Raw genomic sequence first — 6,424 nt, 5'->3', positions numbered from 1 at the left:
CTCGGAGATTTGTATATGAGACAGAAATTATATATAAAGTTTATTTTAGATACTCCGAATAAATTAATGTGAGGGAGAATAGAATAAAAATTCAAGGTGGGGAAGATAATGTTGGTATTAGGTAGAAAGCCTGGAGAATATGTAGTAATTGATAATAAAATAAAAATTAAAGTTGTGAAAGATAATGAATATAATGATTTACGACTTGCTATAAGTGCTCCTGAAGATATGGAAATTGTAAGAGGAGAAATTTGGGAACAAGAACATGAGGGTAAGTCAATTAAGTAATATATTATTGGTTAATATTGTTAGTAAACTTTTTAATTTAAGTTTAACTATAAATATAAGAATTAGTACGCAAGGAAGTGTACTATATAAAATTCAAGGAGGGAAATATTATGATCATTAATCACAATTTAATGGCAAACAATGCATTAAGGAACATGAACATCAATTCAAATAATGCATCAAAGGCAATGGAGAAACTTTCTTCAGGTCTTAGAATAAACAGGGCTGGTGATGATGCAGCAGGACTTGCAATATCTGAAAAAATGAGAGGACAGATAAATGGACTTAACCAGGCATCAACTAATGCCCAGGATGGAATATCCCTTATTCAGACTGCTGAAGGTGCATTGAATGAAACTCATAGCATACTTCAAAGAATGAGAACTTTATCTGTTCAATCTGCTAATGATACTAATACTAATGATGATAGAACTGCAATACAATCTGAAATGACACAATTAGAAGATGAAATTAACAGAATAGCAAATACTACTCAATTTAACACTAAAAATTTATTAGATGGTTCTATGGGTAAAGCTGTTAATACAGCAGTTGCTAATGTTAATACAAGTGCTGTATTAAAATCTGGAGGCTCTATATTATCAGATACTTCAGCAGCAGCATTAACCTCATTGCAAGATTCAGATGGTAATAATTTAGGGATTCAAGAAACAGATACAGTTTCTATTTCTTATGTAAAAAATGGATCTACAGTTACAAATTCATTTTCAGTAAGCACTCTTTCTGCTGCTGCACTTGGTACTACAGATGGTTCTACTGCAAATGCAGATTTAGCTGTAGCTGCGAATGCTGATGGTTCATTGAAAATTACAGCTGCTAATGCAGGCACAGCAGGTGCAATTGAAGGAGTAACAATTACAGTAGAAGATTCTTCGGGAAATATTAGAACTGCTGCAACAAATGCATTGTCTTCTTTTAATGAAACAACTGCTGCACAAGATGTTAGAACTGATGGAACTGCAACATTACAAATTGGTGCAAATACAAATCAAAGTTTAAGTGTTGATATTAATGATATGAGTGCAGCTGCATTAGGTGTTGCAGGTCTTCAGGTCACTACACAAACTCAAGCTAATGTGGCAATAAAAGTAATTGATACAGCAACTCAGAAAGTTTCTTCCGAAAGAGCAAAACTGGGTGCTTTCCAAAACAGATTGGAACATACAATAAACAATCTTGGAACTTCATCAGAAAATTTGACTTCTGCTGAATCTAGAATAAGAGACGTTGATATGGCAGCAGAGATGTCTGAGTACTCTAAAAATAACATTCTTTCTCAGGCTGCTCAAGCAATGTTGGCTCAAGCAAATACTCAACCACAGCAGGTTCTTCAATTATTAAGATAATGATTATATCTTAAGTAATAATATAAAATGAGAATGAATCACTAGAAAAACTATTATTAATTAATAAAAAGTAAACTTTTAAGAGTTTTGGAGAAATCCAGAACTCTTTTTAATACAAATCTTTAAGGAGGTGCTCCATGAGTGAATGCTATGATGCAAAGTTGTGTGAAGAAAGGCACAAACAAATAGATGAAACTTTTAATCAGCACGAGAGAAGGTTGAATGACCATTCCGACAGACTGAAAAAGATAGAAAATCAGAATGTGGGAACTGCGAAGGATGTGCAAAACTTCAAAGAAACCCTGGAGGACATAAAGCAATTGATAGAAAAAATGACAATACAATTAGATAATTTAAAGGAGAAGCCGGCTAAAAGGTGGGAGGGTCTTATTGATAAGATTATTACCATATTGGCCGGCGTTGTTATTGGCAAGTTTTTAAATTGAAAATAAAATAAGGAGGTAAATTGAAATGATTAAAGGCACAGACATAAGCAATCTTAACGGTTTAGTTAATATTCAACTTCTCAAAGATACAGGACATGAATTTGTAATTGCCAAAGCCACCGAGGGAAGTACCTTTGTGGACAAATTTTATAATAGCAATATAAAAAATGCCAAAGCCTTGGGACTTATAACCGGGGCTTATCATTTTGGAAATTTTAAGAATGTAGCCAAAGCCATCCAGGAAGCAAACTTTTTTAAACAGATTGCCGCAGGTGAAAAACCAGATTTCGTAGTTCTGGATTTTGAACAGCAGTGCAGCGGGGACATGACGGATGCCTGTCTGGCATTTCTGGATGCTATATCTTCTATAGCTCCGGCAGTTATTTATTGTAATCCAAACTATATAAAATCACATCTAAATTCCAAAATAACAAAGTATCCTCTTTGGATTGCCAATTATGGGATAAGTTCTCCTAATTTTACGCTGTGGAGTAAATATGCCATATGGCAGTATACGGACAAGGGACAGATATCAGGTATAAGCGGGTATGTGGATCTTAATTATATGGCGGAGGATTTCTACAATTCTGTAAAAAGAGGTGAGAAAAAAGTGGATGCAATAATTATTTTTAGGGACCCGAGGGATTTAAACGCAGTGTTGAAACTATCGGCACATGTTAAATGCCCCATCATTTCCAACTCAGTACCGTTTGATTTTAGTGGAATCAAGAGAGTAATCGGCATAGGACCGGATGCCGATAAGAAAAATTACACTAGGTATATAACACAGATGATACCTGCAAGCCAGATAGATAACTATATAGCGAAAACAAAATAAAGATTGATTAGGAGGAATGTAAAAATGTCAAGTACAACTATATTATTTATTGTTATAGGACTAGCTGTTGGAGTGGGAGCTGCAGTATTGGTGCTCCTGCCAGCTTTAAAGAGGAAGGGTGTTGACACTGGAGAGATATTACAAAAGGTTGACAACGGCCTGCAGGAGGTCAAAAAATATACTGATGCTGCAAAAGCTATAGTACCGGGTAATAAATTCCTAAATATTTTGAGCATCATAGAACACTATGCAGAAATAGGTGTAGGACAAGCTCAGCAGCTCAATATATCTTCACAGCTTCCAGCGGACCAGAGGAAAAAGAGTGCTGAAGATTATGTATATAGTGTACTTCAAAAGTTGGGTATAGAAGTTGATGACAATGTAAAGGCCATAGTTTCCGGGGTAATTGAAAACAAAGTATATGAACTCAAAAGCCCAGAAGAGAAAAAGTCAGCTGGGCAGACGGCAGTTCAAAGTCAGGTATCGCAGCTTCAAACTCAAAATTCACAGCTACAGAGTGAAAGAGACAAGCTGCTGCAGGAAAACGGAGAATTGAAAAAGAAGGTTGCTGATATGCAGAGTATTGTGGGGACTACACAGAATACGAATACCCAAGCAACTCAACCTGTGCCAAACGCTACAGTTCATCCAGCACAGCCAGCTCAATAATTTTAGCCCTAGAGTGGAAAATTGCTCTAGGGTTTATTTTAGTTGATAAAAATAGAAAGATGTAAATTAAAAATTTTTAGTTTTGTTCTCTTTATCATCTAATTTATTTAAAATAACATCTATCTTCTTGTCCATTTCTTTATTTCTGATGAAAAAGTTTTTGAAACTTTTTATCACTCTATATATGCCAAATATAATTGCTATTAATAAAGCAAAATTAACAATAGTAATAATAATGCTAATATAGTTTGCCTCCAAGACACTACTCCTTTCTTAAAATAATAATTATATTATAATAACTTACGAGTACAAATTATTGTAATTTTGTTTCTATGTAAAATTAATAATCATATGTTTAAAATATAGTATAATGTGATATAATATATTTAAAAGAAGCCGTTACGGTTTTTGTATGATATTTTTAGTTAATTAAAATGCACTTAGTCGAATGGGTGCATTTTAATTTTTTGAATGATTATCTTCATCATCAACAATGATAGAAATTTCATTATTATCCCTAAAGTTATTTTTATGTTTAAGTACAGCTTTTTCCTTTAAATATGCCAGCATAGCAAAAATTACTGTAGTTCCTAAAGCTATGCCCATTGTTGTTACGCATACTATGGAAACGATAATAACATAAGCATTCATATATGTCACCCCCTCTGCTGTCAGATTAACCGCAACGACTCCTTTGTAAGAGATAAAGTCCGGAGGGTGACTAACTAAAAACATCCTTATTCTCCTGATAATTATTATAGCATAAATTTTAACCATGAATCTATATTTATAAAGTTTATCCATAGTCTACCTTGATATAGAACATATGTTCGTATATAATAGTATTATCTGGAACATAGGAGGTATATATGAATAGTTTTATAAGTTGGATAGGCGGGAAGAAGTTACTCAGGAAGGAGATAGTTAAAAGATTTCCCGAAAATTTTAATAGATACATAGAGGTATTTGGAGGTGCAGCATGGGTGCTGTTCTCAAAAGATAAGCTGGCCGACATGGAAGTATACAACGATATAAATGGGGACCTGGTGAATTTATTCAGGTGCGTTAAATTCCATTGTGGAGAGTTGCAGAGGGAACTTTCATTCATGTTGAATTCAAGGGAATTATTTTATGATTTTGCCAGCCAGTACACCACTAGAGGAATGACGGACATTCAAAGGGCAGCTAGATTCTTTATGCTAATTAAGACAAGCTATGGAAGTGACCACAGATCCTACGGATGCGTAAAGAAAAATGTTAATGTCATGATTCAGTATCTTACGGATATTCAGGAGAGGTTGTCTGATGTAGTCATTGAAAATAAAGATTTTCAGGATTTACTTAGAGTATACGATAAAGAGGATGCGCTAATATATTTGGATCCACCATACTATGGCGCTGAAAGATATTATCAGGCCCAATTTTCAGAAGAGGACCATGTAAGGTTACGTGATTGCTTGAAGAAAGTAAAAGGGAAATTTATTCTTTCCTATAATGATTGTGAATTTGTGAGGAATTTATATAAAGATTTCAATGTAGATGAAGTTCAAAGAAATCATAATCTTATTGGAAAATACAAGGATAAAGAGCATAGGTTTAGTGAGTTGATTATTAGGAATTATTGAAATTCTCTCTTTGGGGAGAATTTTTTACATATTTAAATAAAATTTAGCAGGAATATACATATTATTGTAGAAATAATTAATTGTGAACAAATTGTTACAATAATTATTAAAGGGGGATTTTAGATTGAGGGATATTTTAAAACACATACCCGGATTTAGGTCAGGCAAAAAGCCTAAAATGATAATAGCTTCAATTTATTATTTTATTTGTTTAACTGCTCTTACATCAAGTTTTTGGACTTTTTTAGCTGTAATAACATTACCTTTTGTAGTTTTTTCTGCTATAGATGTGTTTAAAAATAAGTCTAAGAAATCAATTCTAGCATTATTGGTTTCTTTCATAATAATGTATATTGGTGCATATAACATGCCTGATACTCAGACAAAAAAATCTAATATTGCTTCCAATACACAGGTTGAAAATACTACACCTAAAAAGTCTACTACTCCAGTTAAAACTACTAAAAAAGACACTACACCAACTAAAGCTCAAGAAATTAAATCACCGATAAAGCTGGATAAGGCTACTGTAACTCGTCATGTAGATGGAGATACAGTGTATGTAAAATTGGAAAATGGACAAACTGCAAAAGTGAGACTTATTGGAGTAAATACTCCAGAATCTACGACTAAGCATGAACAATATGGAGAACAGGCTTCCGATTATACCAAATCACAACTTTTTGGAAAAACAGTATATCTTGAAAGTGATGCAGGGAATACAGATACATATGGAAGGTTGTTAAGATATGTATGGCTCTCTCCACCAAAAGAAATAAACGAAAGTGAAATTAGGGCTAAAATGTTCAATGCAATACTTGCTTACAATGGTTATGCAGAACAAATGACAATTCAGCCTAATGTAAAGTATGCTGACTATTTTAGAAAATTTTGTGCTGAAGCTAGGGAAAACAGTAGAGGATTGTGGGCTATAAATCCTAATGGTACTACTAAGGGAGATGGTATAAGTGCTCCTTCAAGTTCCAATTCTGCAAGTTCCAGCAGTAGCAGTAATCAAAACACTTCAACAGCAACAGTACAACAGCAAACTTCTGCACAGCCATCTGCAACAAACCAAAGTCAAACTGTTTATGTAACCAAAACTGGTAAGAAATGATGTTAGTATAAAAGTGTAGACACAAAGAAATAGATTTACTAAAGATCTATAATAAAATTAAGAAGGGGAAGTGT

8 protein-coding genes are annotated in these 6,424 nt (G+C 33.6%); 7 read left to right on the top strand and 1 reads right to left on the bottom strand.

Annotation, left to right across the window (positions count from 1 at the left end):
* The first annotated feature begins 108 nt into the window (after positions 1 to 108).
* From J5G60_RS15675 to J5G60_RS15655, 5 genes are all read left to right on the top strand, one after another.
* Positions 109 to 288 carry a carbon storage regulator gene (locus tag J5G60_RS15675; RefSeq protein ID WP_150356545.1) on the top strand — a complete coding sequence of 60 codons (180 nt, stop codon included), beginning with the start codon at positions 109 to 111 and terminating at the stop codon, positions 286 to 288.
* A 110-nt stretch (positions 289 to 398) separates the two neighbouring features.
* Positions 399 to 1,655 carry a flagellin N-terminal helical domain-containing protein gene (locus J5G60_RS15670; RefSeq protein WP_150356544.1) on the top strand — a complete coding sequence of 419 codons (1,257 nt, stop codon included), beginning with the start codon at positions 399 to 401 and terminating at the stop codon, positions 1,653 to 1,655.
* A gap of 137 nt (positions 1,656 to 1,792) precedes the next feature.
* Complete coding sequence (locus tag J5G60_RS15665; RefSeq protein WP_150356543.1) at positions 1,793 to 2,101, top strand: hypothetical protein; 309 nt, start codon at positions 1,793 to 1,795, stop codon at positions 2,099 to 2,101.
* Between the two features lie 25 nt (positions 2,102 to 2,126).
* Positions 2,127 to 2,939 carry a glycoside hydrolase family 25 protein gene (locus J5G60_RS15660; RefSeq protein WP_150356542.1) on the top strand — a complete coding sequence of 271 codons (813 nt, stop codon included), beginning with the start codon at positions 2,127 to 2,129 and terminating at the stop codon, positions 2,937 to 2,939.
* A 24-nt stretch (positions 2,940 to 2,963) separates the two neighbouring features.
* Positions 2,964 to 3,608 carry a hypothetical protein gene (locus J5G60_RS15655; protein WP_150356541.1) on the top strand — a complete coding sequence of 215 codons (645 nt, stop codon included), beginning with the start codon at positions 2,964 to 2,966 and terminating at the stop codon, positions 3,606 to 3,608.
* A 459-nt stretch (positions 3,609 to 4,067) separates the two neighbouring features.
* Here the strand turns inward: J5G60_RS15655 and J5G60_RS15650 are convergent, their stop codons facing one another.
* On the bottom strand, positions 4,068 to 4,259 hold the full coding sequence (locus J5G60_RS15650; protein WP_150356539.1) for a hypothetical protein: 192 nt from the start codon (positions 4,257 to 4,259) through the stop codon (positions 4,068 to 4,070).
* A gap of 218 nt (positions 4,260 to 4,477) precedes the next feature.
* Here J5G60_RS15650 and J5G60_RS15645 point away from each other — a divergent pair, with 218 nt between their 5' ends.
* Both J5G60_RS15645 and J5G60_RS15640 read left to right on the top strand, forming a co-directional pair.
* The gene (locus tag J5G60_RS15645) at positions 4,478 to 5,233 is read left to right on the top strand and encodes a DNA adenine methylase (RefSeq protein ID WP_150356538.1); all 756 of its coding nucleotides are present in this window, start codon (positions 4,478 to 4,480) and stop codon (positions 5,231 to 5,233) included.
* A 124-nt stretch (positions 5,234 to 5,357) separates the two neighbouring features.
* Positions 5,358 to 6,350: a thermonuclease family protein gene (locus tag J5G60_RS15640; protein WP_236035333.1), complete on the top strand. Its 993-nt coding sequence runs from the start codon at positions 5,358 to 5,360 to the stop codon at positions 6,348 to 6,350.
* Positions 6,351 to 6,424: the final 74 nt, after the last annotated feature.

Source organism: Clostridium sp. HV4-5-A1G (assembly GCF_900184915.1).
GTDB classification, from domain to species: Bacteria; Bacillota; Clostridia; order Clostridiales; family Clostridiaceae; genus Clostridium_B; species Clostridium_B aromativorans.
Note: the sequence above shows the minus strand (reverse complement) of the source record. Positions and strands in the feature narration are given on the sequence as shown.

What these genes read in the sequence shown, in the direction of transcription:
- J5G60_RS15675 (WP_150356545.1), top strand. Translation starts at nt 109, where the DNA reads ATGTTGGTATTAGGTAGAAAGCCTGGAGAATATGTAGTAATTGATAAT.
- J5G60_RS15670 (WP_150356544.1), top strand. Translation starts at nt 399, where the DNA reads ATGATCATTAATCACAATTTAATGGCAAACAATGCATTAAGGAACATG.
- J5G60_RS15665 (WP_150356543.1), top strand. Translation starts at nt 1,793, where the DNA reads ATGAGTGAATGCTATGATGCAAAGTTGTGTGAAGAAAGGCACAAACAA.
- J5G60_RS15660 (WP_150356542.1), top strand. Translation starts at nt 2,127, where the DNA reads ATGATTAAAGGCACAGACATAAGCAATCTTAACGGTTTAGTTAATATT.
- J5G60_RS15655 (WP_150356541.1), top strand. Translation starts at nt 2,964, where the DNA reads ATGTCAAGTACAACTATATTATTTATTGTTATAGGACTAGCTGTTGGA.
- J5G60_RS15650 (WP_150356539.1), bottom strand. Translation starts at nt 4,259, where the DNA reads ATGAATGCTTATGTTATTATCGTTTCCATAGTATGCGTAACAACAATG.
- J5G60_RS15645 (WP_150356538.1), top strand. Translation starts at nt 4,478, where the DNA reads ATGAATAGTTTTATAAGTTGGATAGGCGGGAAGAAGTTACTCAGGAAG.